The 26,137-nt window shown below is 49.9% G+C and carries 20 protein-coding genes; 9 read left to right on the top strand and 11 right to left on the bottom strand.

The features are described from left to right. Positions 1 to 154 precede the first annotated feature (154 nt). The 4 genes from R2X38_RS16085 to R2X38_RS16070 all read left to right on the top strand — a co-directional run bounded on the left by R2X38_RS16085 (position 155) and on the right by R2X38_RS16070 (position 5,207). Positions 155 to 718 carry an NAD(P)H nitroreductase gene (locus R2X38_RS16085; RefSeq protein ID WP_317523346.1) on the top strand — a complete coding sequence of 188 codons (564 nt, stop codon included), beginning with the start codon at positions 155 to 157 and terminating at the stop codon, positions 716 to 718. 138 nt (positions 719 to 856) lie between these two features. Further along, entirely contained in the window at positions 857 to 1,897 is a 1,041-nt protein-coding gene (gene selD, locus R2X38_RS16080) for a selenide, water dikinase SelD (protein WP_317523345.1), read from the top strand. Between the two features lie 2 nt (positions 1,898 to 1,899). Beyond that, positions 1,900 to 2,994, top strand: a complete 1,095-nt coding sequence (gene mnmH / locus R2X38_RS16075; RefSeq protein ID WP_317523344.1) for a tRNA 2-selenouridine(34) synthase MnmH — start codon at positions 1,900 to 1,902, stop codon at positions 2,992 to 2,994. A gap of 194 nt (positions 2,995 to 3,188) precedes the next feature. Beyond that, positions 3,189 to 5,207: a DNA topoisomerase III gene (locus R2X38_RS16070; protein WP_317523343.1), complete on the top strand. Its 2,019-nt coding sequence runs from the start codon at positions 3,189 to 3,191 to the stop codon at positions 5,205 to 5,207. On the opposite strand, the gene R2X38_RS16065 is transcribed toward R2X38_RS16070, so the two are convergent. After that, a complete protein-coding gene (locus R2X38_RS16065; protein WP_317523342.1) occupies positions 5,204 to 6,841 on the bottom strand; it encodes a GGDEF domain-containing protein in 1,638 nt (545 codons plus the stop codon). The genes R2X38_RS16070 and R2X38_RS16065 overlap by 4 nt on opposite strands. 322 nt (positions 6,842 to 7,163) lie before the next feature. Beyond that, positions 7,164 to 7,859, bottom strand: coding sequence for an SDR family oxidoreductase (locus R2X38_RS16060; protein ID WP_317523341.1), 696 nt, complete (start codon positions 7,857 to 7,859; stop codon positions 7,164 to 7,166). Between the two features lie 123 nt (positions 7,860 to 7,982). On the opposite strand from R2X38_RS16060, the gene R2X38_RS16055 reads away from it, so the two are divergent. Continuing rightward, positions 7,983 to 8,258: a hypothetical protein gene (locus tag R2X38_RS16055; RefSeq protein WP_317523339.1), complete on the top strand. Its 276-nt coding sequence runs from the start codon at positions 7,983 to 7,985 to the stop codon at positions 8,256 to 8,258. An 83-nt stretch (positions 8,259 to 8,341) separates the two neighbouring features. Here R2X38_RS16055 and R2X38_RS16050 read toward each other — a convergent pair whose 3' ends face one another. Both R2X38_RS16050 and R2X38_RS16045 read right to left on the bottom strand, forming a co-directional pair. Continuing rightward, the gene (locus R2X38_RS16050) at positions 8,342 to 10,186 is read right to left on the bottom strand and encodes a DUF3413 domain-containing protein (RefSeq protein WP_317523338.1); all 1,845 of its coding nucleotides are present in this window, start codon (positions 10,184 to 10,186) and stop codon (positions 8,342 to 8,344) included. Positions 10,187 to 10,236: 50 nt separating this feature from the next. Further along, the gene (locus tag R2X38_RS16045) at positions 10,237 to 10,455 is read right to left on the bottom strand and encodes a YejL family protein (protein WP_107298617.1); all 219 of its coding nucleotides are present in this window, start codon (positions 10,453 to 10,455) and stop codon (positions 10,237 to 10,239) included. An 84-nt stretch (positions 10,456 to 10,539) separates the two neighbouring features. Here R2X38_RS16045 and yejK point away from each other — a divergent pair, with 84 nt between their 5' ends. The 3 genes from yejK (at position 10,540) to R2X38_RS16030 (ending at position 13,480) form a co-directional block, all read left to right on the top strand. Beyond that, the gene (gene yejK / locus R2X38_RS16040) at positions 10,540 to 11,553 is read left to right on the top strand and encodes a nucleoid-associated protein YejK (protein WP_317523337.1); all 1,014 of its coding nucleotides are present in this window, start codon (positions 10,540 to 10,542) and stop codon (positions 11,551 to 11,553) included. A 203-nt stretch (positions 11,554 to 11,756) separates the two neighbouring features. Continuing rightward, positions 11,757 to 12,965, top strand: coding sequence for an Hpt domain-containing protein (locus R2X38_RS16035; protein WP_317523336.1), 1,209 nt, complete (start codon positions 11,757 to 11,759; stop codon positions 12,963 to 12,965). A gap of 152 nt (positions 12,966 to 13,117) precedes the next feature. Then, positions 13,118 to 13,480 (top strand): nitrous oxide-stimulated promoter family protein, encoded by a 363-nt coding sequence (locus R2X38_RS16030; RefSeq protein WP_317523335.1) that lies wholly within the window; start codon positions 13,118 to 13,120, stop codon positions 13,478 to 13,480. Between the two features lie 99 nt (positions 13,481 to 13,579). On the opposite strand, the gene fldA is transcribed toward R2X38_RS16030, so the two are convergent. The 7 genes from fldA to nhaC all read right to left on the bottom strand — a co-directional run bounded on the left by fldA (position 13,580) and on the right by nhaC (position 23,986). Next, positions 13,580 to 14,068, bottom strand: coding sequence for a flavodoxin FldA (gene fldA, locus R2X38_RS16025; RefSeq protein WP_317523334.1), 489 nt, complete (start codon positions 14,066 to 14,068; stop codon positions 13,580 to 13,582). 87 nt (positions 14,069 to 14,155) lie between these two features. Next, positions 14,156 to 17,728, bottom strand: coding sequence for a pyruvate:ferredoxin (flavodoxin) oxidoreductase (gene nifJ, locus R2X38_RS16020; RefSeq protein WP_317523333.1), 3,573 nt, complete (start codon positions 17,726 to 17,728; stop codon positions 14,156 to 14,158). Between the two features lie 142 nt (positions 17,729 to 17,870). After that, complete coding sequence (hcp, locus tag R2X38_RS16015; protein ID WP_317523332.1) at positions 17,871 to 19,220, bottom strand: hydroxylamine reductase; 1,350 nt, start codon at positions 19,218 to 19,220, stop codon at positions 17,871 to 17,873. A 436-nt stretch (positions 19,221 to 19,656) separates the two neighbouring features. After that, positions 19,657 to 20,778, bottom strand: a complete 1,122-nt coding sequence (locus R2X38_RS16010; RefSeq protein WP_317523331.1) for a M20 family metallopeptidase — start codon at positions 20,776 to 20,778, stop codon at positions 19,657 to 19,659. Positions 20,779 to 20,858: 80 nt separating this feature from the next. After that, on the bottom strand, positions 20,859 to 21,323 hold the full coding sequence (locus tag R2X38_RS16005) for a YjiG family protein (protein ID WP_107298624.1): 465 nt from the start codon (positions 21,321 to 21,323) through the stop codon (positions 20,859 to 20,861). Beyond that, complete coding sequence (locus R2X38_RS16000) at positions 21,323 to 22,042, bottom strand: nucleoside recognition domain-containing protein (protein ID WP_317523330.1); 720 nt, start codon at positions 22,040 to 22,042, stop codon at positions 21,323 to 21,325. Before R2X38_RS16000 ends, R2X38_RS16005 begins: the two co-directional genes overlap by 1 nt. Positions 22,043 to 22,537: 495 nt before the next feature. Further along, a complete protein-coding gene (gene nhaC / locus R2X38_RS15995) occupies positions 22,538 to 23,986 on the bottom strand; it encodes a Na+/H+ antiporter NhaC (protein ID WP_317523329.1) in 1,449 nt (482 codons plus the stop codon). Positions 23,987 to 24,807: 821 nt separating this feature from the next. Here nhaC and asd point away from each other — a divergent pair. Beyond that, positions 24,808 to 25,926 (top strand): aspartate-semialdehyde dehydrogenase, encoded by a 1,119-nt coding sequence (gene asd / locus R2X38_RS15990; RefSeq protein WP_317523328.1) that lies wholly within the window; start codon positions 24,808 to 24,810, stop codon positions 25,924 to 25,926. The last annotated feature ends 211 nt before the right edge of the window (positions 25,927 to 26,137 follow it).

Genomic DNA, 26,137 nt, shown 5'->3' with positions numbered 1-26,137 from the left:
CCAATAGCCAATAGCCAATAGCCAATAGCCAATAGCCAATAGCCAATAGCCAATAGCCAATAGCCAATAGCCAATAGCCCACTCTTTTCCCATGGATTTACCATATCAAAACTATGCTATCGTCGTAATAAGGATAGATTCTTACGAGGTTGTTATGGACGCACTTACCTTATTGCTCAACCGCAGGTCGTTGCCAAAAATGGTCTCACCGGCACCGCAGGGAGCAGCGCTGGAGGCGATTCTTCGGGCCGGCTTGCGTGCGCCGGACCATGCGGGTCTGACTCCGTGGCGGTTTATTGTTTCTCAGGAGGATGGCGCTGAAGGGGATGGTAGACAGAAACTCGCCGATATTTTGGTTGAGGCGGCCAACAGTGATGGCGCCGATGAAGCGATTATCGAGAAAGCGGGCAAGTCACCATTCAGAGCACCGATGGTGATAACGGTTGTGGCCAAGGTATCTGAGCATGACAAGGTGCCGGTGATAGAACAGCACCTCTCAGCAGGCTGTGCCGTACAGGCGATGCAATTGGCAGCAGTTGCCCAAGGGTATGCGGGCTTTTGGCGCACCGGCAAATGGGCCTACCATCCGGTTGTGCGCCAGGCTTTGGGAGTGGAAGGGGATGATATGATCGTCGGCTTCTTGTATCTCGGCTCGCCCGGTTGTCGGGATGCTAAAGCACCGGAGCGGGATTTGGCGCAATTTGTAGAGTACCTGTAGCCCCATGTCGAAGTCGTTTGACTTCGAATCGTTAAATCAGAGGAGAGCCAATTGGCTCTCCTTTTTGATCCAGGTGGATGACAGGATTTGGTTGCAGGAGTAGAATCCACCGCTCTTGTAAATTTAACGGAGCGTGCCATGGAAAATGTTCGCCTTACCCAATACAGCCACGGAGCAGGATGTGGTTGTAAAATCTCCCCCCAAGTTCTTGATACTATTCTTCGAACGCAGCTCGCTCCGTTTGCCGATCCTAACCTGCTTGTAGGTAACGAAAGTAAAGATGATGCGGCGGTTTATGATCTTGGTAACGGTACCGCAGTGGTAAGTACTACTGACTTCTTCATGCCGATTGTCGATGATCCGTATGATTTTGGTCGTATCGCAGCAACCAACGCCATCAGTGACATCTACGCGATGGGTGGCAAGCCGATTATGGCGATTGCAATCCTGGGCTGGCCGGTAAACGTATTGGCACCAGAAATCGCCCAGCAGGTGATTGAAGGCGGCCGTGCAGTATGCCGCGAAGCCGGTATCTCTTTGGCAGGCGGTCACTCGATTGATGCGCCAGAGCCTATTTTCGGCCTTGCCGTGACGGGTATTGTCGATACCGACCGTGTTAAGCGCAACAATCAGGCTGAAGCGGGTTGTAAACTATTTCTGACCAAACCATTGGGTATTGGCGTGCTGACTACCGCAGAGAAGAAAACCAAGCTACTGGATGAGCATCGTGGTCTGGCCCGTGACTGGATGTGCCAGTTGAATAAGCCGGGTGCTGATTTTGCCAACGTTGCGGGCGTGAAAGCCATGACTGACGTGACCGGTTTTGGCTTGATGGGCCATTTAAACGAAATCTGCGAAGGCAGCGGCCTGAAAGCAAACATCGACTTCTCCCAAGTACCGCATCTGCCAGGTGTTTTTGACTACATCGGGCAAGGTTGTGTACCGGGTGGCACCGAGCGTAACTTTGCCAGCTATGGCCACCGCCTGGGTGCCCTGACAGACCAGCAAAAAGCTCTGCTGTGCGATCCGCAGACGTCAGGTGGTTTGTTGTTGGCAGTGACACCAGATGCCGAGCATGAAGTGAAAGCTTTGGCTCAGCAACACGGTATCGAACTCAATGCGATTGGTGAATTGGTTGCAGCCGCAGCCGATGAAACTGTACTGATTGAGATTAGCTAAATATGTCACGTCGAAATTGCCAAGATTTCCGTCAGTTGTTTATCAATGACACGCCGTTGATGGACATGCGAGCGCCAGTAGAATTTGAACAGGGTGCCTTCCCGACGTCTATCAATCGACCTTTGATGCTTGATGAGGAGCGTCAGGCGGTGGGTACTTGCTATAAAAAGCATGGTCAGGAAGCTGCAATTGCGCTGGGCCACGAGCTGGTTCATGGCGAAATCAAAGCCGAGCGAGTTGCCCAGTGGAAAGCCTTCTGTGAAGCTAACCCAAACGGCTATTTGTACTGTTTTCGTGGTGGACTGCGCTCGCGTATTACCCAGCAGTGGCTGAAAGAGGCAGGCGTTGATTACCCGTTTGTCGAAGGTGGCTACAAGGCACTGCGTCGCTTTTTGATTGATACCATCGATGAGGTGGCGACTAAGCCAATGACACTGATCGGCGGTAATACGGGGTGCGGCAAGACCATCATGGTCAATGAAATTGCCAACGGTATTGATTTAGAGGGTGCCGCCAATCATCGCGGATCGTCGTTTGGCCGTTATGTAACGGCGCAGCGTACTCAAATCAACTTCGAAAATGTGCTGGCGATCGCCATGCTCAAGAAGCAGGCCGCTGGGGTATCGCACTTCGTCTACGAAGATGAAGGTAAGATCATTGGCTCGGTCAGTGTTCCCTTGGCAATTAATCATGCGATGCAGCAAGCACCGATTGCCATTGTTGATGATCCGCTCGATGTACGTTTAGAGCGCTTGCTTGATGACTATGTTGTGCGGATGCAGCGTGATTTCTGTGCCGAGTACGGTGAACAACAAGGCTGGGATCGGTTCGCCGCGTACCTAGAGCGAGGCATGTTCAGCATTCGCAAACGCTTGGGCTTCCAGCGCTATGAAGAGTTGCTACTGGTGCAGCAGCAGGCAGTAAAAGCGATGCAAGCAAATGGCGAGTTGTCAGGCCACTATGATTGGCTGAGTTTGTTGCTGGAGCAATACTACGACCCCATGTACACCTACCAGCTTGGCAAGAAGGCCGATCGTATCGTCTTTCGTGGTGAGTATGCCGATGTGAAGGCGTGGTTGGCAGACAATTGCGCTTAATGCTATTTATGGTTTAACAGCGGTTTACACCGAAAAATAATAAAGGCCTGGCTCTACTGAGCTGGGCCTTTTTGTTATGGCACGAAGTGTAAAAACAGGAACTGTATCTATATCCAGTATTTGCTTGTTCTCTCCGCACTTTTTTCTTATAGTTCAGCCAAGAGTTCCCTATGCGATCCAACTGAATATCAACCATGTCTCGTCTATATATTGCAGAAAAACCTAGCCTTGGGCGCGCGATAGCCGCTGTATTGCCGCGTCCTCACAAGAACCATGACGGTTATATTGAGGCGGGCAACGGTGATATCGTCACCTGGTGTATCGGTCATTTACTCGAACAGGTTGAGCCGGATGCCTATGACGAGAAGTACAAGAAATGGAATATGGCCGACTTGCCGATTGTGCCGCAGCAGTGGCAGTTGGCACCGCGTAAATCTGCCAAGAAGCAGTTGGGCGTGGTACGCAAACTGTGCAAGCAGGCTGGTGAAGTGATCCACGCCGGAGACCCAGACAGGGAAGGTCAGCTGCTGGTGGATGAGGTCATAGACTACGTTAATCTTGCCCAAGGCAAAAAAGCGGCCATGCAGCGGTTGCTTATTTCCGACCTTAACCCGTCGGCAGTCAAGCGGGCGCTCGGCAAGCTGCGCAGCAACCGTGATTTTATTCCGCTGTCGGTCTCGGCATTGGCACGCTCACGTGCCGATTGGCTGTATGGCATGAATATGACCCGGGCTTACACCTTGCTGGGTCAGAAAGGGGGTTACCGGGGGGTATTGTCGGTAGGCCGGGTGCAGACGCCGGTATTGGGATTGGTGACCCGTCGTGATGATGAAATTACCAATTTTGTTCCTAAGCCATTTTATGAGTTGTTTGCGCTTATTCCTTATCAACAACAGGAGATCCGCGCCAGATGGAAGCCGAGTGAAGCCTGCAAACCTTGGCAGGATGAAGATGGCCGGATAATGAACCGCAAACTGTGCGAGAACGTTGTCAGCCGCATCAAGGGCCAGCCTGCTGAAGTGACCGCATCAGAGCGTAAAGAAACCAAGCAGGCACCGCCACTGCCTTACTCGCTGTCAGCCCTGCAGATTGATGCCGCCAAGCGTTTCGGCATGAGTGCAGCCGATGTTCTGGCCACTTGTCAGTCGTTGTATGAGAAACATAAGGTGATCACCTATCCGCGTTCGGATTGCCGCTATTTGCCGATGGATCATTACCGGCAGGCCGGCGACGTATGCCAGGCGATTGCCAATACGGATAGCCAGCTGGGTAAAGCTGTGGATGGGGCAGATACTAGCCTCAAATCGAAAGCGTGGAACGACAAAAAAGTCGATGCCCACCATGCGATTATTCCCACTCCCAAGGCGGTCAATGCCGCGAGCCTGAGTGGCAGCGAGCAGAAGGTGTATCAGCTGATCGCCAGACAGTATCTGATGCAGTTTTACCCGGCGGCAATATACAGTGAAGCCAAGCTGGAGTTCACTATTGCGGGCGGGCTTTTCGTGGCTCGGGGACGCCAATTGATGTCTTCGGGATGGCGCACCTTGCTTGGCCGCGATGAACCGGCAGACAAGGACGTTGATCTGGCCGACAAAGTACCGCCGCTGGAGAAAGGTACAGTGCTGACCTGCCGTGATGGCGAGATCCTCGATAAGATGACCGAGCCACCTAAGCCATTTACCGAGGCGACGTTGCTACAGGCGATGACCGGGATTGCCCGCTTTGTCTCAGACAGTTCGTTGAAAAAGATCTTACGAGACACTGATGGTTTGGGCACAGAAGCAACCCGAGCCGGGATCCTCGATATATTGTTCAAGCGACAGCTGCTGATGCGCCAAGGCAAAAGTATCCATGCCACTGAGGCCGGAAAAGGGCTTGTTTATGCCCTGCCGGATGAGGCGACCTATCCGGATATGACTGCCCACTGGGAGCACCAGCTACAGGATATGGCAGATAAAAAATGTGCCTACAAACCTTTCATGGATGCGCTGGAAGTGCAGGTGGCCCAGCTGATGGAAAAGGTGAAAACCAGCGAGGTGCCGCAAAGCCTTCGTGATTTGAAATCGCCTGAACCGTTTAAAAAACGACGCTACAGTAAAGGTGGTGGTAAAGGGGGCAGCAAAGGCGGGCGTAAATCATCAAGTACTGGCTCATCGCCTTCTGCTGGAAAATCGCGCTCACCTCGCCGTCGTACATCGAAGAAAGCCGATTAGCCAGCATCACTGATCAAAAACAGTTGGTTTCTCCCGCTTGATTTCGCTTCATACAGGGCGGTGTCGGCCAGTTTGAAGAACGTATCAGCAGAGCTATTGGTTGAAGGCGTAATCGTGCAGCCGCCGATGCTGATCGTTACGATATTCGACTGGCCTTCACTATCTGCAGCACTCGGTATGGCCAGCGCCCGAATAGCTTCCAGTGAACGCTCAGCAGCGTACTGCGCAGCGTTGTGATCTTGCCCCGGCAGCAGTAAAACAAACTCTTCACCACCATATCGGGCAAAGAGTGCTCCCGCTCTTCGCTCTATCGGTGCCAGGGTGGTGGCAATGGTTTTGAGACAATCATCCCCTGCGATATGACCGAAGCTGTCATTGTACTTTTTGAAGTGGTCGACATCGATAATCAGTAAAGAAAGTGGCAGCGAATGGCGCTCGGCCCGGCGCCATTCATCTGAAAAGCGCTCGTCAAACAGGCGGCGGTTAGCCACCTGGGTGAGCGGATCTTCAAGTGATACTTTTTCAAGTTTATCCTTGGCCTGCTGGAGGGCTTGGGTGCGCTCCGCAACCCTCTGCTCGAGCTCGGTATTGAGCTGGATGAGCTTTTCTTCGGCTTGGCGTCTGACTAGGTGCTGGGAAATGATGAAACCAAATTGTTTCAACAACTGGTGTAAGTGGGCGGGAAGAGGCATGCCGCTCAGCAGGTTATCACAGGCGATCCAACCAATCGGTGTATCTTCATCCCACAAAGAGATATACACACTCCACCCGAAACCGACCACTTTCAGGTTATGGTAAAGCGCTGTGTTTTCTTCTATGGCTAAATACTCACCTTTTTGTTGTAGGAAATGGGATGCAAACCACAAGTCAGGTATTTCAGACTCGAAATAATGTTCGCTGACGGTATTACCATGGATATCTGTGCCGTAGGTCCCCTGCATTCGGTTGCCCGGTTTAAACAAAAAGATAGCCATTCGGTCGATATTGAGCTGTTTTTTGGCTTCGTCGACAGCAATAAACAACATATTGTCGATTGAGTGGGCACGCCATAGCTTAAAGGAGATATCGTGCAGGGCCTGCAGCTGCTTCTGCAGACTGTGCTGCTCATGTTGGCGAATTTGCAGTTCGCGCTCAGCGATACGCCGGCCGCTGTGTTCGTCCTGAATGATGGCATCTATCATTGAGGCATTAAGCTCAGAAGCGAGCAGGGCACCCAGATAGCTAAAGTCTTTGGCATCAAGCTGCTCAGTGAGATCGGTTTTGGGAAAATCAGCAATGAGGCAGCCAATAATCTGTGAGCGCCTCTCAAGGGGAAGCGATAGCCGGCGTACACCTTCTAGGTCCGTTAAGGTGGTTTTTTTTAATCTGATCGCCTTGGTGATCTGGTAAAACGGAAATGTCTCGTTTTCTTGATATTCAACAGGTGGGAAAAGGTACTCTATTCCCTTGTCTCCAACATTCAGCAACGTCTTCCAGTGCGATTTGTAAGCGACGACCAGGGTGGCGTTCTCCACCGCAAAGCTCAGCAGGAGATTCCTACATATTTGTTCGCAGGTGGTTCGTAAGCCGTGCGACTTGCCGGTTAAGGTAAGTACCCGATCGTAGAAGTCTTGAATGTGCGTACTCTGAGCCAAATGACCTTCCAGAAAATAGAATATTGCGTAGTACGAATCACTTCCATCCTTGTTGGTTATCGGCGGAAGTCTGTGTTCGGTAACTGGGCGAGAAACCGTATCCGAGGGCTATTTCATATTATTGTTGCGGATTTTTTACGATGAAAGGCCAATGGATACAGCAAATTAGCGTATTTTTGTTGGTAAGTTGGCAAAAATGCGACGCATAACACAGAGGGTTGTAACTGGCTGATTGCTCAGCCAGTAATTATTTGCTTGGAAGCAAAATCACGGTTCGCTTGGATTCGGGATGCACTTAGAGCTACTGGTCAGCGAAATACGGTTACCAAGGTAGGTAATTCCCCTGGTAATCCATGAACAAACCCGAATCGGCAGGCGTTAGGTTGTCGATAACCTTTTTCAATCCAAGGGCAGACGTTTGGCTGTCGATAAGTGCATCCGGCCCGCCCATTTCAGTTTGTACCCAGCCAGGGTGAAGGGCAATCGAAATGATGCCTTCGGGTAACAAGTCATTGGATAGGCTCTTGACCACTGAGTTCAGTGCGGCTTTGGAAGAGCGGTAGATATAGCCGCCACCACTGGTGTTTTCAGCCATACTGCCGACCTTGGAAGACAAGCAGGCAAGGACTCCCGGTGTGCCTTGCTTGAGTTGGGGGTAAAAGGCCTCGGCAATTTTGAGCGGCGCAATGGTGTTGATTTCAAACACCTTACGCCACTCTTGGGCGTCGGTATTGCCAAACCCATAGTCCTTGGGACCATAGTAACCGGCATTATTGATAAGCAAATCGAGGTTTACCATTTCCATGGATTGGGCAAGATGCATGACGGCTTGATGATCAGTGACATCGAGCTCTGCAATTGTCAGGTTTGGAAAGACATCTTGTCTGCGGGTTAACCCATCGGCGCTAGCAATATCCCGGCAGGTTGCAAAGACTTGCCAGCCAGCTTCCAGGTAAGCCACGGCCAATGCCAGCCCTACGCCACGGTTTGCACCGGTAATTAAGACAGTCTTGTTCATTTTTGATCCTTATAAACCCAAGTCACTTTGAGCTATAAGATAGCGGAAGTATTGAAACTAAGACAGGTGAATGAAGTGTACTCCGCTACATTTTAGGTGTTTATATTCATATACAGGATGTTTATGACTGACTTATTGAAGGCTGTGGGGATATCGTTTTTCGCCGCCATATTTTTGGGCTGCGCCGAGACCCGCCATGAGACCCTGTCAGAATTGGGTTTTACCCGTCCTTATCTGGATGGTTACCAAGATGGCTGCTTTAGCCGCAAGAATGAACCAGCCACTCACCTGGAGGGGTTTCGCCAAGATCCGGAAAGAATGGAAGCGGATAATAAATATGCTTATGGCTGGAATGACGGCTACGACCAATGCTACGCCGACAACAAGGATTACCTCTGATAGCGTTCATTCCCGCATATCGCAAAAAACAAAAAGGGCAGCCACTTGGCTGCCCTCTTTCAGTATTTAGGCGAGTAAATAGATTAATCTGCTTTATAGAAGCGCTTCATCTCGTGCATGGCCTGCATCAGGGTAGAAAGCTTAGGTTTGGCAGAGTCTAATCGCTTGTAGTCTTGGTCATAGACCAAGTAATTGCCATATTTATCAATTACTGTGGTTGATGTCGGCTGGATCATCACAATGTCTCTTTCGTTACCGGCCAAAATCCAACGGCGCTTGGTCGAGTTGGTGAACAAGCTGCTGCCACTACTGTAGGCCGTTGCCGGTGTAGTGGTATTGAATAGCGCTTCCATCAATGTTGGTGCAATATCAAGGTGGCTTGTCAGCCTGTCGCTGACAGAAGAAACACTGCCCGGCCAATGGATCACCAAAGGCACTTTCAGCTGGTATTGGCTGTAATTGCTGTTTGCACCCCAGCTGTTGCTGCCTGTTTCGTTGAACTCGGTACCATGGTTCGCCGTAATGATAACGATCGTATCATCCATCACGTTTTGGCTTACCAGCTGGTCAAAGATCTGGATTAGCTGCTCATCAATAAAGTAAGCCGCATTCCGGTAACTGTTCTTCAGGATCAGGGTGGTATTTTGCCCTGATACATTGTTCGAGCCCAGTGACGGTTCGAATTTTGGTGAGTAATCGCCGCCTTCTTCGAAGTTCTGTACCGAGGTCAGTTCAATATAGCTAAACCAAGGTTTGTCGCTGTCTTGGGTCTCAAGCCATGTGGCCCAGTTGTCTACCGCTTCGGCATCTTGATCTGTGCCGGCCATCTCTTCGAGCGGCAGCCCGCTGAAGATCGCCTCGGAATAAATCGGATCTTGGCTGATGTTGTCGCCGCCGAATAAGCCGAATTGATAGCCACGTTTCTCAAGCGTACTGACCACCAGAGGCTTGGTGTTGCTGGAGCGCGCACTGTTGATGTAGCTGCTCGGCAAACCGTAGAACAAGCCAAAAATACCGGCAGTATTTTCGTTGCTGCTGCTGTAATGGTTCTCGAAAGATAAATTCTGGCTGGCAAACGCCGATAGGTAAGGCATGGTTTCAGCCTCAACCATATCGCTCCTCAGGCCATCAATCATGATAACCAGCAGGTTTTTGCCCGTGCCAGGATCATCGAAAGCCATTTTTTCCAGTGGATAACGCAGGTGTTCGCTGCTTTCTATCCCCTGGGCGTTAAGGCGCTCGGTATATTCTTCACGGTCAAGCAAGCCATGCTTTTCCATGAAAGTCTTCGCCGTCATAGGATATGACAGCGGGAAATTTGATCGCTGAGCCGTGATTGGACGGTACAAGTTGGCGTCTGCCCAGATGTACATCAAGTGGCTGCTGATAAAGCAGATCCCAAACACGGTGGCGATAGGGACCCCAACATGTTTGCGGGTCAGTTTCCTCAGTTTGCGCCATAACCATTCGGAGAGTACTAACTGAAGCAGGAAAATCACCGGAACAGTGATAAACAGATATTGCCAGCGGGCATTGAGCTCGGTGCGCTCGCCGCTGAGCAGGAGATCCCACACCAAAGGACTCAAATGGAGTTCAAGGGACTCATACGCATGGGTATCGAGCAGTAATCCGGTCAGGCCAATAGTGGCAACTAACACGGCAAACAGCCGCATCAGGCGTTGTGATGGGATCAGAAAACTGGCTGGGAACAGGATTAGGATATAAAACCCGAATACGAGGAAGCCAAAATGGCCAACCCAGCTGAACAGCAGGTAGAGTTGGCCAAGCAGGGACGCCGGCCACTCAGAATGGGCAATATACCGCGTACCCAAAAGCATGGCGGCGATAATATTGAAAAAACTGAACCAGTGTCCCCAGCTGATAAGCTGAGAGACTTTCTCTTTGTAATTGTTACCGCTGGAGACCATAGATGTCAGTGTTTCCCAGTCCTATATAGCTGTATCACAAGCAAACAAGATTAATCTTCTTTAATGGAAGATTGCAGAGCGTGTGCGAATTTGTCTGCAATAGCCTTCCTTTGCGATGCAGGAACATCAGCATTGATGATGTTAGTGGCGATGTTACCCACGATCATCAGTGCAAGTTCTGCAGAAGCATCATGCTTCTCTAATACATCGAACATATCTTCAATGATTTGTTCAACTTTTTTATTGGTGTATTTTGAAGTAATTGGCATAGGAAGTCTTGTTTAATCTTGTTTAATGTTAAGGAAAGCGACTTATAATAACCTACACATTAGAATTACTGAAATTTTTCCATTATGAGTCTCACGCTTTCCAATGTCATTCTTCACCAACTGGTTAAGAATGAAAACGATGAACTGGAAATTCATCTTCGAAAACAATCCCTTGAAAATAACACGGCAACTGAGGAGCTGGTTTCCGAGCTCCACCGTGTATACAGCAGCAAAGGGGCCAAAGGATTCGGTCACTTCTCAGACGATAGCGAATTTGGCCACTGGCTGAAACAGGCTCGTCGTGGTGAGTTGGATTTTCTTACATTTTCTAACCAATCAGCCCAGCGCCTGCAGGCGGAACTGGCGAAATACCCGTTTGCCGAAACCGGTACGCTGGTGATTGCCGAATACCAATCGCTGGCCACTGACTACCTATTTATCGGTCTGCTGCCGACTTGCCACAGCATGAAGGTGACAGAGCAGCTAGATATCAGTGCGACTGACTATCTGGATGTCTCTAAGATGGATATTGTTGCCCGTATCGATTTGTCTTCATGGGAGACAGATGCAGACTCGAACCGCTACCTGACTTATATCAAAGGGCGCGTTGGCCGCAAGATTGCCGATTTCTTCCTTGATTTCCTCCAGGCGGAAGTGGGTTTGGATGTCAAAGAGCAAAACCAAGTTCTGATGCAAGCTGTGGAAGACTTCTGTGCCGACTCTCGCATGGATAAGGAAGAGAAGCAGGAATACCGCAAGCAGGTGTATGACTACTGTAATAGCCAGCTACAGGCCGGTGATGAAGTCACTGTTAAAGAGCTGGCTGCCGAGCTTCCGGAATCGGAGGACGGTACAGACTTCTACCAGTTCACATCACAACAAGGTTATGAGCTGGAAGAAAGTTTTCCTGCCGACCGAACCGCAATGCGTAAGTTGACCAAGTTTGTTGGCTCCGGTGGTGGGGTAACCATCAACTTTGATGGCATGCTGCTTGGCGAGCGTATTTTTTATGATGCCGATACGGATACCTTAACCTTGAAAGGTACCCCGCCAAACTTAAAAGATCAGCTGCTGCGTCGAATCAATAGCGACAGCTAACATAATGAAAAAAGGGCAACTCTCAGAGTTGCCCTTTTTTACTAAGAGCCTGATTGCATATTTTTTGGTTCGAGTCCCTATTTTGGTTGTACCTCTCTATTTTTTTTGCCTACAGTTTCTGTATGGCTTTTTATACTCATATGATTAATTTTACATACCAAGGCTGAGGTATTATCCATTGGTAATAATGGACAGGAGTGACCATGAAAAACGCTTCCGGCAAAGGTTCTGCTTCCCCCAAGCCCTCTCGTCATTCAACAGTAAGTTTCATTGGCATTGGCATTGGCATTGGATTGATTGTCGTTGCGTTGCCGAGCCTCTATCTCGGAGCCACCATGCCCGGTGTTGTTGGGTATTCATTGATAGCCCTTTCTGTGATGGCGCTGGTGGCTGCTTTGGGGATTGGGTATAACCTACTGGTGAAGAACAAAGGTGAAACGCTATTGGACGCGGAGGCCTTATCTGGATCGGCAATCGAGATGAACCCAACTATTGAGCCGGTATCTGAGCCGTTAAGCTTGTCTGCTGACGTGGAAGCTATGGTGATTTTTGATAGCGACTACCTACTTGATACCATGGATGGCGACCGTGATATGGTCACAATGCTACTGGAGGTATTTGTTGACGAGCACCTTGATGATGGTCATAAGATTGTGAAGGCGCTTCAGGCCGGCGATTTCGATCAGGTACAGATGATTTCGCACAGTTTGAAAGGTGTATCCGCCAGTTTGGGTACTGAGCAAATCCATGCATTGGCCGAGCAGGTTGAGCGTGAAGTAAAAAAACAAGCTTATAGTGAAAAACTTGAAAATCTCTGTGAACTGTTGAAGATGGTCTTCACCCCAGCGGCGTTAGCGATTCAAGCTTTTCTTGATGAAAGTGCGGACATTAAGTCTCGAGAATCGACACAGGAAAATAACCCACAGAGTGAGCGAGCAGAGGAAATAGGCCACAAAGAGGGTATTTATCTCGAAGTTACAGACTCTAATCCAGACAACTCAAGTGTGATGGCCGTAGAGCCATCCCGCATAGATGAAAGTACTGAAACAACAGCTCCTTCGCCATGGCTCGATGTGGATGCCTTGCGAGATGCGATGGATGGTGATGAGGAAACCGTCTGTATGCTGCTGGAGATTTTTATCGAAGACAATGCGGGGAAGGGGCAGGTTTTGCTTGCTGCGGCCTCGGAGCCCGGCCAGCAAGAGCATGCGCTTAATATTGTCCATGCGTTGAAGGGGGTTGCGGTAAACCTCAGTGCTAGGCCTCTGCGTGAATGCTGTGATGTGGCCGAAGCCAAATTTAAGCAAAATGAGTCGGTATCGATTGAAGAGTGCCGAGAAATAGAGCAGACCTTGAACCAGACTATCGCAAGTGCGCAGGCTTACCTGTCTAAGTCTGCGGTAGGGGCATAATGCTTTTGAGGTAATGAGGGAAAAAACGTGAAGATTGAAAGCAGAATTTTATTTTAGTACCTCGCAATTTCGTTGAGCGATTCGTTTGTTCGCCTGCCGGGTTTGATCGAGATCATATAAATGCGGCTGCTTGAGTGGATAATAGCGCCACTATGATCGTTCAAACTTCTGGTCCAGCTCGTCAGCAGCGTGAGTTGGATACCGCAAAGGCGATGATTCGCCTATACTGCAAAACGCTGCACCGTGGTGCCATTATGTGCCCTGAGTGTGAAGGGCTCATTGAGTATGTCGAAAGCCGCGTACAAAAATGCCGCCTTGGTAATGAAAAGCCTAACTGTATCCAGTGCAAGAACCACTGTTATCAGCCAGCCAAACGCCTGCACTTTAACCATGTGCTGCGATGGGCTATGCCGAAACTGGTATGGCGGCGTCCTTTGCAAACCCTAAAATTTAAATTTGACTGCATGCGCCGCGGTGAGTGTGTCGATACTTCCTCTTCTTCATTGCAACAGTAACCATCTCGCTAGCTGACGTCTAGGCGCAGAAACTCAGTTCAAAAAAGGCTGCATATCTATGATGCAGCCTTTGTTCTATCTAAGTAGCGTATATAGCGGTTAGAGACCCAGAGAGACTAGCCACGTTGCGATACGGTCATCGGTTAGTTCAGGCTGGCGGTCTTCATCCAGCGCAAGGCCGACAAACTTCCCGTCTTTGACTGCACGTGAGTCATTGAACTCGTAACCATCTGTTGGCCATTCGCCGATTAGCTCACCACCTGCTTCTTCTACCATTTCAGCCAACTCACCCATCGCATCCAGGAAGCTGTCTGGGTAATCAACCTGGTCGCCAAGGCCAAACAGAGCCACCTTTTTGCCATTGAGATCGGCATCTTCCAGTTCAGGAACAAAGTAATCCCAGTCAGGCTGCATCTCGCCGTAGTTGGCGCTAGGTGTACCGAGGATCAGCAAATCGTAGTCATCAAAGATATCACTGCTGTTGCCCGCGATATCCTGCGCGTCCAAAGACAGCTTGGTTGCGATCTTTTCTGCTACTTTTTCTGTGTTGCCGGTATCGCTACCGAAGAAAATGCCGATGTTAGCCATATTGTATTCTCCTAACTATTTTCGTGGGCTGGCCGCCGGGGGACTTAGACCAGCCGCATTTGTAATGCGGGTTGATATAAAACTGGATTAATTGTCTGTGTCTTTCGCCGGTTTCCACTGTGCAAGCTGTTCAAGCAGCTGGTGTTTGTGGCGAACCTGCTGGCGAAGGCGGTCGAGGTTCTGCTCGTAGCGCTGCGGATCTTTGCGCTTGATTTGGGTGAAGCGTGCTTCACGGCCAATCAGCTCTTCGATATCTTTTTTGGCTGGCTTTGAGTCTATCTGCAGCGCGGCACGGCCTTTGGCAATCCTGCGCGGGTCAAAGCGGAACAGCGGCCATAGGCCAGAATCCACCAAGAGTTGCTGATGCTCGACACCTTCTGCCATGTCAAAGCCATGGGTAATGCAAGGTGAGTAAGCAATCACCAAAGACGGTCCTGGGTAAGCTTCTGCTTCTTGCAGGGCTTTGATGGTCTGGTTCATGTTGGCACCCAAAGCGATCTTGGCGATGTAGACATTGCCATGCATCATCATGTTAAGCGCCAAGTCTTTGCCTTGGCTGGTTTTGCCCTGGGTGGCGAATTTGGCGACCGCGCCGGTTGGGGTTGCTTTTGACTGCTGGCCACCGGTATTGGAATAGCCTTGGGTATCCATAACCAATACATTGACGTTATCGCCGCCGGCAAGGACATGATCCAAGCCGCCATAACCGATGTCATAGGCCCAGCCGTCACCACCAACAATCCAGTTGCTTTTCGCTACCAAGTCGTCGGCACAAGCATCTAGCTGGCGCATAGAGTAAGGCAGTGCGGCACGTAAGCGGGTAAGGTTGCCACGTTGGCGGACAACAGCGGCTTCGCTGCTATCGAAGGCATCCTCGCGGATCTGCTCAATCAACTCTGACGGAATAATATCGCGCGCGGTATCAAGCAATGACAGAGCATTGTTGCGCTTACTGTCCAGTGCCAAGCGCATACCCAAGCCAAATTCGGCGTTGTCTTCGAATAGCGAGTTAGCCCAAGCCGGACCACGGCCGTCACTGTTAACAGCATACGGTGTGGTCGGTAAGTTACCGCCATAAATAGATGAGCAGCCAGTTGCATTGGCGATCAGTAAGCGATCACCGAAAAGCTGGGTAAGCAATTTGACATAGGAAGTCTCGCCGCAACCCGAGCAGGCGCCAGAATATTCAAACAATGGCTGCAGAAGCTGGCTGGTACGAGCATCGATACGCTTGATGCCAATGCGCTCCACTTCTGGTAGTTGCAGGAAGTACTCATAGTTTGCGCTTTGCCGCTCAATCACATCCTGCTTCGGCACCATATTGATGGCCTTGCGGGCAGGGTTGTCTTTGTCACTGGCAGGGCATGCCGTGGTACACAAGTTACAGCCGGTGCAGTCCATTGGTGACACTTGCAGGGTATACGCTTGGCCCTTGAAGTCACGCTGCTTGTAATCGGTATGTTTGAAACCCTCCGGGGCATCAACCAACTCACCTGGCGCAACCGTCTTGGCGCGGATGGCCGCATGCGGGCACACTAAGGTACAGATATTACACTGGGTACAGAGATCTTCTTCCCAGACCGGGACTTCCTGGGCAATGTTACGCTTTTCCCACTGGGTCGTTGCTGTCGGCCAGCAGCCATCAACCGGGAAAGCACTGACTGGCAGTTGGTCACCCTTGTCTGCCATCATCATGGCGCTGACACGCTTGACCAAATCCGGCGCATTTTCACTGACTACTGGTGGACGGCGGAAAATACTGGTGACTTCATCCGGAATAGCTACTGCCTGCAGATGGGCAACGGCGGCATCCACCGCGGCATGGTTGGCTTTAACAATCGCCGGCCCGCGTTTGCTATAGCTTTTCTCAATGGCGGTTTTGAGCTGAGCGAGTGCGTCTTCAAGAGGCATCAAGTTGCTGAGGGCAAAGAAACCGGCCTGCATAATGGTGTTGATACGGTTTTTCAGCCCAAGTTCACGGGCAAGTTTGACGGCATCAATCACATACAGTTTCAATTGGCGGCCAATGATCACCTGCTGCACTTCCCGTGGCAGGTGTTGCCAGACACTGTCGGCATCATGGGGGCTGTTGATGAGCAAGGTTGCTTTAGGCGCTGCTTTCTCGAACATTTCCAGTTTGTTGATGAACTGGAACTGATGGCAGGCAATAAAATCAGCCTGCTCAATCAGGTAGGGTGCTTCCACGGCTTGTGGGTCAATGCGCAGGTGCGAGGTGGTGATCCCGCCAGATTTTTTCGAATCGTAGACAAAATAACCCTGCGTGTGCAGCGGGGTGTTTTCACCGAGGATCTTGATGGTGTTCTTGTTGGCACTGACCGTCCCGTCGGCTCCCAAGCCATAAAACAGTGCACGCAGTCGTCCCGCAGGCTCAATGTCGATAGCTGTTGGCTGGGGGAGCGATAAGTGGGTGATGTCATCGACGATCCCCACGGTAAACGGATGCTTGATCTGATTTTCCAGCATGGCGTTGAAAATGCCAGCCGCATGCGATGGGGTAAATTCTTTGGAAGACAGGCCATAGCGACCACCGACAATCGCAGGCATGTGCGGGAACTGCTTATTGGCGACGGCCAGCTGCAAGGCAGCCATAACATCCAAGTAAAGCGGCTCGCCCAAGGCGCCCGGCTCTTTGGTGCGATCCAGCACAGCGATACGTGCCACCGACGTCGGTAATACCGCAATCAGGTGAGATAGCGAGAACGGACGGTACAAGTGAACAGTAATGACACCGACTTTTTGGCCGAGGGCTAGCTGGTGGTCAACGGCTTGCTTTACAGTCGATGAGGCCGAGCCCATCACGACAATCACATCATCAGCTTGTGGGTGGCCGTAGTAGTCAAACGGGCGATATTCACGACCCGTCAGTTCGGCAAACTGGGCCATTTTCGCGGCGACGATATCAGGACAGGCCTGATAGAACAGGTTTGAAGCCTCGCGCGCCTGGAAAAAGGTATCCGGGTTTTGGGCGGTGCCGCGGATGCTCGGGGCATCTGGAGTCAGGCCACGCTCACGGAAAGCATTGACCTGCTCACTGTCTACCATGGTATGGAGTGTCTCGTTATCAATCAGCTTGATCTTGTTGATTTCGTGCGAGGTTCTGAAGCCGTCGAAGAAGTGCACGAAGGGGACGCGGCTTTCCAATGTTGCGGCCTGACTGATAAGCGCAAAGTCATGGGCTTGCTGCACACTGCCAGCTGCCAGCATGGCAAAACCTGTCTGGCGCACCGCCATCACATCTGAGTGATCACCGAAAATGGACAAAGCATGGGTGGCAAGGGTACGGGCGGCAACATGCATGACGAACGGGGTGAGCTCGCCGGCGATTTTGTACATGTTAGGGATTTTGAGCAATAACCCTTGCGATGAAGTAAAGGTGGTCGACATCGCGCCAGCCATCAGTGCGCCATGCACGGCACCGGCAGCACCGCCTTCGGATTGCATTTCAATAACGCGAGGGACCTGGCCCCAGATATTTTCCTTTTGCTGCGATTCCCATGTCTCGCACGCTTCCGACATCGGCGAAGACGGGGTGATAGGGTAGATACCGATCACTTCATTACAGCGGTAAGCGACTGATGCGGCGGCTTCATTGCCGTCCATGGTGACAAACTGCGATTGGCTTTGTTGATGAGTAGACATGACTGGCTCCAATGGGCAAGCCCTGTTTAACAGGTGCAGGTAATCGACACAGGCAAACATGTTGCTGTGTTATTGTTTTAATAAAGGGTGGGCCGACCCCTAGTGGGTAGCAGAGGGCCGGCCCGAGGGCATGATTGCCGTTTTACACTTCAACCACGTCTAGCTGTGGCTGAGGGTTCAGCATGCGAGCCAAATCCTCTTTGGCATTGCCAGTCAGCTGCAGGTTGAACTGCTGCTGCAGGAAGGCAAAGATATCTTCGTTAACAAATTCTGGCGGGTTAGGGCCGAGGTAGATGTTCTGGATACCCAGGTTGAACAGTGCCAGCAGGATCAATACCGCTTTTTGCTCCATCCAAGACAGCACGATGTTCACAGGAAGATCGTTAACAGGTACACCCATCGCATCGCTCAAGGCTAGCGCGATCATCACCGCACCGTAGCTGTCGTTACACTGGCCAAGGTCTAGGTAACGCGGGATCTCTGTGCCCGGAACGGTACCGAAGTCATGGTCGTTGAAGCGGAACTTACCGCACGAAGAGGTCAGGATAATGCAATCGTCCGGGATCGACAGGGCCAACTCGCGGAAGTAATCATTAGGTTTACCAGGCTTGTCACAGCCGGCAACAACGAAGAACTGTTTGATCTTGCCTTCGTTAACCGCTTCAAGGATCTGCGGAGCCAAACCAAGAATGGTCTTGTAGTTGTGGCCTGTCATCAGGGTTTCTTCGCTCTCGAAGCCTTCGATGTCCGGCAGGCTTAGGGTCTGCTCGATCAATGGACCGAAATCATCTTCAAGCTGGCGGCAGTTATCTATACCTACAATGCCGTAGCTGTATAGGCGGTCTGCATAATCAGCACGGCCTGTTGGCGGTACAATACAGTTGGTGGTAACGATGATAGTACCGTTCCACTTCTGGAATAGTTGCTTTTGGTCGAACCAAGCTTTACCGATATTACCCTTCAGGTGGCTGTACTTACGCAGCTCAGGATAGCCGTGGGCAGGTAGCATTTCTGAGTGGGTATAGATATTAATGCCTTTGCCCTCGGTGGCAATCAGCAAGCGCTCTAGTAGCTCAAGGTCGTGACCGGTAACCAGGATACCTTTACCTTCAGCTTTGTTTTGCGGCACACATACAGGAGTAGGGATCCCTAAGCGGCCATGGTGGGCTTCACCAAGGCGAGACATCATCTCGCTACCGGCACCACCAATTTTCATCAGCTGGGCGATATGCTGCTCGAAGCTGAAGTTAACGTTAGTCAGCGTGAAGTATAGGGTTTCGGCAATCACGTCATCGACTGATTTGGTGTCTGCACCCAGATCATCGGCATGAGTACGGTAGGCAGAAAGGCCCTTCAGGCCGAAAATCATAATATCTTGCAGGCGGGAAAGGTTTTCGTCTTTACCACAAGTGCCTTGGGTTTTTCCCGTGCTACCACAGCCGCCAGTCTGGGCCATAGAGCATTGGTGACAGAACATTGCTAAGTTCGACATTATTGCATTCCTTTAAAGGTGTATTTATATTGCAACTTATGGCGCGAGGATAGAGGCAATGCGCAGTAACGTCATTGATCAAGATCAGTTTTGCTAAAAACATCCATATAAAATACCACTTATGTGGAGTAGATAGGATTATTGTATTGAATTGTATTGATTGAGTTTGTGCTATTGAACGGTGTTTTGTATGTCTGTAGCCTATCGCATTTCGCTCGGCGATATGGATTTGTTAGCTCTATGAAAGTAAAGGCACAACTTGCCCAAGCGCACTTAGCCAAGGTGCGGAAGAAATACCTAGAAGCTTACCAAGCAAATGAAAAGAACCGGACGTGCCCGAAGGGATAAGCTGGAGGGAAATGGCCTGAATGCAAATAGGTCAGAATGAAAAAGGGCGCCGTGCGCCCTTATGTCTAAAATGGTGAGTTAGTTTAGATTAACCCGCGATTTTAGCCAGTACCTTCTTCAGTAGCTGGATACGAGGCTCGATAGTTTCAAGCTCAAGGTACTCATCAGCACTGTGGAAACCTGCACCGGCAGGGCCAAGGCCGTCTAGTGTCGGGATACCAAGTACCGCAGTAAGGTTAGCGTCAGAACCGCCACCTACTTCTTGCCAAGTAATGTCGATACCCAGCTCTTTGCCTGATTCTTCAACCAGCGCCATCAGCGCTTCTGTTTTCTCAGACGGGACCATAGATGGTTTGTGCGCTTCGCGGTCAATAGTGATCGCGACACCGTCAACGAATGGCGTTTCTGCCATCGCGCGGATCTTCGCATCGGCAGCAGCGTATTCGTCGTTATCCCAGAAGCGAACGTCAACCACAGCTTCAGCGTGGTCTGGAACGATGTTGGCACCTGCGCCACCTTTAACGACACCGACGTTCAGGGTCGTGCCGCTTTCGAAGTTAGTCAGCTCGTTAATCGCCAGGATCCAGTTGGCCATTTCAGTGATAGCACTGCGGCCGTTTTGTGGTTCGTTACCTGCGTGTGCCGCTTTACCAGCGAAGGTCAGGCGGTAGCGAGCCATACCCTTACGGGCTTTTACCAAAGAGCCGTCTGCACGGGCAGCTTCTGCTACCAGTACATTTTTCGCGTTAACCGCAACGCTCTTTAGCCATTTTTCTGAGTGTAGCGAACCGATTTCTTCATCTGGGTTCATGCATACACAGATAGACAGTTTATCCAGGGTTTCCTTGTCCATTTCACGCAGGGCGTAAACAACGTTCAGCAGGCCAGATTTCATGTCAGAAACGCCAGGGCCGTAGGCACGCTTGTCATCAAACGTCATTGGGCGAGCAGCAACAGTGCCAACAGGGAAGACCGTATCCATGTGGCCGATTAGCATCACGTCAATTTGCTTTGCTTCAGGCTTGTTGCGGACTTCAAGACCTGTACCGGCAATACCGCAGTCAATGCGCTTAACGTTCCAGCCCAGATCAACGTATTTTTGTTCCATCTGGTTGGCAATAACTTCAATGCCTTCTTTGGTTAGCGTACCGCAGTCAACATCGATCAGCGGGCGTAGTTCTTCCAAGTAATCTTGCAGTGAGAAACTCATATTAGCTCCTGAGAGAAACCCTGTAGGGTATGAATAGCGACAGGAAAAAGGGGGCAATACACCCCCTTAAAGGTAGTGATTTACACTAGGATGTTCATCACGAACATAGCAACGAATGCATTCAGAACAGAGATTGCAACCATCACTGGGATGTGGCGGCCTTCTGTGCCGATAACACCTAGGATACGGCCAAGGTACTGAACCTGAGAGCCCATTAGGTAGATAGCTGGGGCTAGGATAGCGATGTGGTTACCGTCAAGGATACCAGCGTCAAACAGGGTGATTACCACACCCACCGCGCCACCCATAGACATCCAAGCACCGATCAGTACGGCTGCTGCTTCACCCGGTAGGCCGAAAATGCCCATGATAGGTGAGAACAGAACACCCATTGCGTCTAGTGCACCGGTTAGCGAAAGTACTTTGATGATCACGAATGCCATCAGTACGTTTGGAATCGTTGAGCTGGTAGAGATTGCCCAGCCTTTCTTCGCGCCTTCTACGAAGATGTCAGTAACCATTGGTTTTTTAGTAGCTTGAGACATTATGCGGTCTCCTTCTCAGTAGAAACGTTGTTTTTCTTGTCAGTGGCTTTTAGGTATAGGCGGAAGATGTTCGCGCCAACAATCTTCATCACGAACATGATGACGACTGCCAAGCCGATTGAAGAGGTTACTGCGTTGCTGCCGTCAGCGTAGGTTAGGGTGAATAGCACCGCACCTGAAGAGAAGAAGTTAACAATGGTTGCACCGGCAGAGAACTGGAACATCGCGAATACATCGGTTTCACGCTGGGTGATGTGGCCGCCTTCCTGAAGCTGGCGGGTCATTGATGCGCCTGAGTCAGTGTTCTGCAGAGAAGCGATTAGCGCCAGACCGGTATCGCCTGGTAGGCCAACTAGCGGACGTAATAGTGGAGTCAGTAGTTTGCGCGCTGCGTCAAGGGCACCGTAATGCTCAAGAACGTTGATCATACCCAGGGCGAACATAACAGTCGGTACCAGTGTTAGGGCAAATAGGAAGCCGTCACGTGCACCGCTACCGCCAGTACCGCGCATAGTCGTTTTTGTTACTTCGATGGCACCGTCTGCTGCAGCAGTTACCGTGTTCGCCATCGTACCGAAAGAACCGTTCAGGGTGTTGAAATCAAATACACCGTACCACTCGTTGGTTTGTAGTAGACCTGAAAAGAACACAAAAGCGAACGCTAGGGCAATGTATGCACCTATCGTTACCTTTTGGTTTTTCTCTGCTGGATTGCTCATATGTAACCTCTTAGGAATCAAAAAGCCGATTGGCCAAAATAAGGAATCTGTAACAAATCTTCACAGCTTTTCACTGCAAATTGAGCTTTAACAGAGCCCTCAAAATAAGAAACGAGGTCATTGTCCCTGATTTATGTGGGAAATAATTGATGGGGGTCAATATGTGCCACTGAATGCTAATCCAAATGGGCTAATGGCTAGTATTTGTGATCGTGATCTACATTAATATCCTATTCACAACATTTAATACCACGCATGGATGTTTTTAAGCATGATTAGTTGTTTTTTTATTATTAATTAATCATTTCCATTTTGTGGGTTTAGTGTTTTTAAGGTGTGTTTTTGGGCATTATGGAATGATAAATGTGGGTATTAAGAGGCCTTGGTTAGTATAAGTTTAATTAATGTTTGCTTACAACTATATTGTTGACTAAATAATAAAAAAGAGCGCCCTGGGGCGCTCTTTTCATTCATCATAAGTGACAGTTATACAAATTATGCGGTCTGTTGCTGTCCTTGGGTGGATTGTCCAGCTGTTACCTCAGCCTCTTCGCTTGTTGCTGTTGGTGGACAGCGGTCAACGAACCAACCCATGTAAGATGAGACAATGGTGACGATGATACACACGAAGCTCAACCACATGAAGGGTGCATAGGAGAAGGTCGCTACGCCTAAGATGCTCGCCATGTAGATACCGTTGTCACTCCACGGCACCATACCGGAAGTCAGGGTACCGCCGAACTCCGCATTACGTGACAGATTCTTACGCTGGTAGCCAAGACGATCGTAGTTCTTGGCACAGATTTTCGGTGTCAGGATCAATGACACATACATGGCTGAGCCGAATACGTTGCCCAGGAAGGCAGTGGCAATGGTCGATACCGATAGGCTTCCTGCTGAGTTGACGCGTTTTTCGAAGATCTTGGCGATAGTCTGCAGCACACCCACTTTATCCAGTAGGCCACCGAAGCCAAGGCCGAATACGATGACCGCTACCGAGCCCAGCATAGATGACATGCCGCCACGATTGAGGATGGCATCGATGAAGTCGACACCCGAGTCGATTGAAAACGGTGCCCAAGCGGTATTGAAGGCAACCAGCGGATCCATATCCTGAACCATGACCGCCCAAATGATACCTAGCAGTGAGCCTAGCGAGATCACAGGGAAAGAAGGCAGACGCAAAGCCAGTAGGGCAAGCACAATGATCACCGGTACGAATGAGAACGGAGAGATCACAAATTGCTGATCCATGGCAGCGATGACAGATTCAACCTGCGACATGTCGACATTGCCTGCGTAGTGGATACCCACTGCGGTAAACAAGATACCGGTAATGATGTAGCTGATCAGGGCAATCGGCAGCATGCCTTTGATGTGTTCAACGATTTCTACGTTTGACATCGAAGAGGCCAAAATCACCGAGTCAGACAGCGGAGACATCTTGTCACCGAAGTAACAGCCAGACAGGACAGCACCGGCTGTCATTGGCGCGGGTATACCGAGACCCTGACCAATCCCCATCATTGCGATACCGGCAGTACCTGCCGCCCCCCAAGAGGTACCGGTTGCCAGCGCTGTCATCGAACAGATCAGCATCGTCGCCAGCAGGAAGATAGATGGGTGGATAGCCTTGAGACCGTAATAAATGATGGTTGGCACAATACCACCGGCAATCCAGGTACCGACGAGGGCACCGACTGCCAATAGGATCAAAACGGCACCCAAGCCGTTGGCGATACCTTTGGTCGCCGCTGTTTCCAGCGACTTGTAATCATGACCAAGCTTGATGCCCAGTGCGATGATCACGAACCAGCCGATGTAAAGCGCTAGCTGGATAGGTAAATCGAGTTTCGCAGTAAAAGAGAAAGCCAGCGCAAGAAAAATACCGAGAGCGATAAAGACCTGAGTCAGCGACGGTAGTTTTACAGTCTGTTTGTTCATACTTCCAACCTTGTAAGTTCGAGCCTGTAGATTGTGAATAGCCTCAGGACAGGAAATATCGGTCCCAAGGGATTATTTTCTAATAGTTTTGATGACCTAATCGGTCTGCTAAAGGGTACTAGCATTGATTCGCCGCTACTCTAGCGGATAGCTTTCGAGGTCACGATAGAAAATGTCTCTAGATGTGATCTCATACAAAATGAACCAGTAACCCTTTAAAAAAGCATGTTTGTTTTTTGAATTATTGTTAATTTCGCGTGCTTAATTTGTGTTTTGTTTGTTTTTTGACTGTTCTTTCATATTGTTTCCATGTGTGTAATTCCATTAATAGATAGGTGATATCACCGCAATTATGGTGGTATTGTAGAATTAAGCGTTGTGCTTGCGAGTTTTGGTAGGTTATCAATGTGTGGTGAAATGATCAAAAAAAGTGATGCTGGAGGTTTGCTAAGACTTAAGTGATTTTTTATCTTTTGGTCTTGTTTTTGAGCATTTTATTGGCTTCTGTATGCTCTTTGTTCGGTTTTTGGTTGTGTTCTAGCCCGATTTTTCACCAGAAATAATGTGGGGATTTATCAATGCAGCGCGTAACGTTTAATAATTCTTGCTGGTTTTGTTTACAGGGTGGTGTTTTTTTTTACAGGTTTTTTGCAACTTATGCTTGAGTTTCGCTGCTGAAATTACTATAGATGGGGGTCTGCCTGTCGCTATAACTATCGTGGGTTAGTTGGGTTTAGGTCTTACCAGTAGTGGCCATATTAGATGCCATATTAGATGCGATAGTTATACCGATAGAACAATGATCAGGGAGTGTAGTGCACATGATGAAAGTAGGATTAGTGGGTTGGCGAGGCATGGTGGGCTCTGTCCTGATGCAACGTATGGTAGAAGAGGGTGACTTCAATGTGATTGAGCCTGTTTTCTTCTCTACGTCCCAAGTGGGGATCCCAGCTCCGAATTTTGGTAAGGATGCCGGTGTCCTTCACGATGCGTTTGATATCGAGCGCTTGAAACAGTTGGATGCGATTGTCACCTGCCAAGGCGGTGGCTATACCGAGAAAGTGTACCCAGCACTACGCCAAGCAGGCTGGAAAGGGTATTGGATTGATGCGGCTTCTACCCTGAGAATGAAGGAAGAGTCGATCATTGCCCTTGATCCGGTCAACTACGATCAAATGAAACAGGGCCTGCACAATGGTGTGAGCACGTTTGCGGGCGGTAACTGTACGGTTAGCTTGATGCTGATGGCTGTGGGTGGCTTGTACCAGGCGGGTTTGGTTGAGTGGATGACATCGCAAACTTACCAGGCCGCTTCTGGTGCTGGTGCGAAAAACATGCGTGAGCTGATCAGCCAGATGGGTGTGATCAACGATGCAGTCTCTAGTGAACTGGCTGATCCATCTACGTCCATTTTGGATATCGACCGTAAAGTAGCGGAAACCATGCGCTCCGAAAATTTCCCAGCTTCTGAGTTTGGTGCGCCATTGGCGGGTTCATTGATCCCATGGATTGATGTGAAGCGTGAAAATGGCCAGAGCAAGGAAGAGTGGAAAGGCTCGGTAGAAACCAACAAGATCCTTGGCTTGGATAATAACCCAATTCCAATCGATGGAACCTGTGTGCGTATCGGGGCAATGCGTTGTCATAGCCAGGCACTGACAATGAAACTGAAGAAAGCCGTGCCGATGGATGAAGTGGAAGAGATCATCGCATCACACAACGATTGGGTTAAAGTGATCCCGAACGACCGTGATATCACTGTCCAAGAGCTTAGCCCTACCAAAGTAACGGGCACGCTGTCGATTCCTGTTGGCCGCCTGCGTAAACTGGCGATGGGTGATGATTACCTCAATGCGTTTACTGTTGGTGATCAGTTATTGTGGGGTGCGGCAGAGCCACTGCGTCGTACACTGCGTATTATCTTGGCTGAAAAGCAATAAGAATTGGATTTATATGAAAAAAGGCCTGCATGATGCAGGCCTTTTTCAGTTTATATGGTGAGTGTTTCTGCTTTCTTTGGGATGTGTCCAACACAGCAGAATGAAATTTCAAAAACGCAGATGACATCCATGTCGCTCCAACCCGCCTTCCCTGGCGGGTAGGTTTTGAAATCTCAATCTACTGTGCTGATTCGATTTTTTGATAGCTTAT

Origin of the sequence: Photobacterium rosenbergii (genome assembly GCF_033022775.1) — a bacterium.
In the GTDB taxonomy this organism is placed as follows: domain Bacteria; phylum Pseudomonadota; class Gammaproteobacteria; order Enterobacterales; family Vibrionaceae; genus Photobacterium; species Photobacterium rosenbergii_A.
The sequence above is the reverse complement of the archived record's forward strand: the minus strand, read 5'-3'. Positions and strand labels throughout refer to the sequence as shown.

Bases quoted from the DNA above. Each gene is read 5' to 3' on its own strand.
- R2X38_RS16005 (WP_107298624.1), bottom strand. From the start codon at position 21,323: ATGTCTCAAGCTACTAAAAAACCAATGGTTACTGACATCTTCGTAGAA.
- R2X38_RS16085 (WP_317523346.1), top strand. From the start codon at position 155: ATGGACGCACTTACCTTATTGCTCAACCGCAGGTCGTTGCCAAAAATG.
- hcp (WP_317523332.1), bottom strand. From the start codon at position 19,220: ATGTCGAACTTAGCAATGTTCTGTCACCAATGCTCTATGGCCCAGACT.
- R2X38_RS16010 (WP_317523331.1), bottom strand. From the start codon at position 20,778: ATGAGTTTCTCACTGCAAGATTACTTGGAAGAACTACGCCCGCTGATC.
- R2X38_RS16050 (WP_317523338.1), bottom strand. From the start codon at position 10,186: ATGGTCTCCAGCGGTAACAATTACAAAGAGAAAGTCTCTCAGCTTATC.
- selD (WP_317523345.1), top strand. From the start codon at position 857: ATGGAAAATGTTCGCCTTACCCAATACAGCCACGGAGCAGGATGTGGT.
- fldA (WP_317523334.1), bottom strand. From the start codon at position 14,068: ATGGCTAACATCGGCATTTTCTTCGGTAGCGATACCGGCAACACAGAA.
- R2X38_RS16035 (WP_317523336.1), top strand. From the start codon at position 11,757: ATGAAAAACGCTTCCGGCAAAGGTTCTGCTTCCCCCAAGCCCTCTCGT.
- yejK (WP_317523337.1), top strand. From the start codon at position 10,540: ATGAGTCTCACGCTTTCCAATGTCATTCTTCACCAACTGGTTAAGAAT.
- R2X38_RS16055 (WP_317523339.1), top strand. From the start codon at position 7,983: ATGACTGACTTATTGAAGGCTGTGGGGATATCGTTTTTCGCCGCCATA.
- R2X38_RS16070 (WP_317523343.1), top strand. From the start codon at position 3,189: ATGTCTCGTCTATATATTGCAGAAAAACCTAGCCTTGGGCGCGCGATA.
- nhaC (WP_317523329.1), bottom strand. From the start codon at position 23,986: ATGAACAAACAGACTGTAAAACTACCGTCGCTGACTCAGGTCTTTATC.
- R2X38_RS16030 (WP_317523335.1), top strand. From the start codon at position 13,118: ATGATCGTTCAAACTTCTGGTCCAGCTCGTCAGCAGCGTGAGTTGGAT.
- nifJ (WP_317523333.1), bottom strand. From the start codon at position 17,728: ATGTCTACTCATCAACAAAGCCAATCGCAGTTTGTCACCATGGACGGC.
- R2X38_RS16060 (WP_317523341.1), bottom strand. From the start codon at position 7,859: ATGAACAAGACTGTCTTAATTACCGGTGCAAACCGTGGCGTAGGGCTG.
- mnmH (WP_317523344.1), top strand. From the start codon at position 1,900: ATGTCACGTCGAAATTGCCAAGATTTCCGTCAGTTGTTTATCAATGAC.
- R2X38_RS16000 (WP_317523330.1), bottom strand. From the start codon at position 22,042: ATGAGCAATCCAGCAGAGAAAAACCAAAAGGTAACGATAGGTGCATAC.
- R2X38_RS16045 (WP_107298617.1), bottom strand. From the start codon at position 10,455: ATGCCAATTACTTCAAAATACACCAATAAAAAAGTTGAACAAATCATT.
- asd (WP_317523328.1), top strand. From the start codon at position 24,808: ATGATGAAAGTAGGATTAGTGGGTTGGCGAGGCATGGTGGGCTCTGTC.